At 70.1% G+C, this 2,079-nt stretch carries 2 protein-coding genes and 1 pseudogene; all 3 read left to right on the top strand.

Annotation, left to right across the window (positions count from 1 at the left end; all coding sequences use genetic code 11):
- Nucleotides 1-382 (top strand): class II aldolase/adducin family protein (locus tag AB0M20_RS40095; protein WP_364306377.1); only part of this gene is annotated, 382 nt, incomplete at its 5' end.
- Nucleotides 379-1,860 carry an L-arabinose isomerase gene (gene araA, locus AB0M20_RS40090; protein ID WP_364306376.1) on the top strand — a complete coding sequence of 494 codons (1,482 nt, stop codon included), beginning with the start codon at nt 379-381 and terminating at the stop codon, nt 1,858-1,860. The genes AB0M20_RS40095 and araA, both read left to right, overlap by 4 nt.
- Nucleotides 1,861-1,896: 36 nt before the next feature.
- Nucleotides 1,897-2,079: pseudogene (locus tag AB0M20_RS40085) on the top strand (sugar ABC transporter substrate-binding protein); the annotation flags it as partial.

Below are 2,079 nucleotides of genomic sequence, written 5' to 3'. Positions count from 1 at the left end.
GCACACCCACTCGACCTACGCCACCGCGTGGTCGGCGCGCGGCGAGGCGATCCCGTGCGTGCTGACCATGATGGCCGACGAGTTCGGCGGGGACATCCCGGTCGGGCCGTTCGCGCTGATCGGGGACGACTCGATCGGCCGCGGCATCGTCGAGACCCTGGCCCGCAGCCGCTCCACCGCGGTGCTGATGCGCAGCCACGGCCCGTTCACCGTCGGCAAGGACGCCGAGGCCGCGGTGAAGTCCGCGGTTCTGCTCGAGGACGTCGCCCGCACCGTGCACATCGCCCGTCAGCTCGGCCCGCCGCTGCCGATCGAGCAGCACCACATCGACAGCCTGTACGACCGCTACCAGAACGTCTACGGACAGGAGCCACGAGCGTGAAACCCCAGATCTGGTTCCTCACCGGCAGCCAGGGCCTCTACGGCCAGGACACCCTCGACCAGGTCGCCGACCAGTCCCAGCAGATCCAGCGGACCCTGGCCGGCGGGCTCGAGGCGGAGCTGGTGTGGCGGCCGGTGCTGACCAGCAGCTCGGCGATCAAGCAGGTAATGCTCGAGGCGAACGCGGACCCGTCCTGCCTCGGCGTGATCGCCTGGATGCACACGTTCTCCCCGGCCAAGATGTGGATCACCGGCCTGGACGCGCTGCGCAAGCCGCTGCTGCACCTGCACACCCAGCTCAACGAGTCGCTGCCCTGGGAGTCCATCGACATGGACTTCATGAACCTCAACCAGGCGGCGCACGGCGATCGCGAGTTCGGGTTCGTGCAGGCGCGACTCGGGGTGGCCCGCAAGACGGTGGCCGGGCACGCATCCGACCCCGCTGTCGTGGCGCGCATCAACCAGTGGGCGCGGGCGGCTGCGGGCGTGCTGCACCTGCGCAATCTCAAGCTGGCGCGGTTCGGCGACAACATGCGCGACGTGGCGGTGACCGAGGGCGACAAGGTCGAGGCGGAGCTGCGGTTCGGCGTCTCGGTCAACACGTACGGGGTGAACGACCTGGTCGAGCTCGTCGACGCGACCGGCGAGGACGAGGTCGACGCGCTCGTCGGGCAGTACGCGGACGCGTACGAGCTGGCGCCGGAGCTGGCCAAGGGCGGCGACCGGCACGACTCCCTGCGCTACTCCGCCCGGATCGAGGCCGGCCTGCGCCGCTTCCTCACCGAGGGCGGCTTCGGCGCGTTCACCACGAACTTCGAGGACCTCGGCGGGCTCCGGCAGCTCCCCGGCATGGCCGTGCAGCGGCTGATGGCCGACGGCTACGGCTTCGGCGGCGAGGGCGACTGGAAGACGTCCGCGCTGCTGGCGACGATCAAGGCGATGGTGCCGGGCGGCCCGACCTCGTTCATGGAGGACTACACATACCACTTCGGGCCCGGCGAGCCGAAGATCCTCGGCGCGCACATGCTCGAGGTCTGCCCGAGCATCGCGGTCGCCCGCCCGCGCGCCGAGATCCACCCGCTGGGCATCGGCAACCGCGAGGACCCGGTCCGGCTGGTCTTCGACGCCGCGCCCGGCCCGGCCGTGGTGATCGGCCTCACCGACATGGGCGACCGGTTCCGCATGGTCGCCAACGAGATCGAGGTGACCGCGCCGGACGAGCCGCTGCCCAGGCTGCCGGTCGCCCGGGCGGTGTGGAAGCCGAAGCCGTCGCTGTCCACCTCCGCCGAGTGCTGGCTGACCGCCGGCGGCCCGCACCACACGGTGCTGTCCGGGGCCGTGGACTCCGCGACCTTGCGCGACTTCGCCACGATGCTCGAGACCGAGCTGCTGCTGATCGACTCCACGACGAGTACCGACGCGTTCGCTGACCGTATTCGCTGGAATGCCGCCTATTACCGGCTTTCCCGTTCCCTGTAAATTGCACACTCACCGGAAAACAAGAGGAGCTCTCATATGCGATACACCCGTGTGGCCGCGGTGGCCTCGGCGGCCGTTCTCGCGGTCTCCATGGCCGCGTGCGGTTCCAGTGAGAAGACCGTCGACCAGCAGGCGTCCAGCGGCACGAACAACGCCGGCGCGCTGATCGGCGTCACCATGCCCACCCGCTCCTCGGAACGGTGGATCAGCGACGGCGAC

This window comes from Actinoplanes sp. NPDC051633 (genome assembly GCF_040681735.1).
Lineage (GTDB): Bacteria > Actinomycetota > Actinomycetes > Mycobacteriales > Micromonosporaceae > Actinoplanes.
The sequence above is the reverse complement of the archived record's forward strand: the minus strand, read 5'-3'. Positions and strand labels throughout refer to the sequence as shown.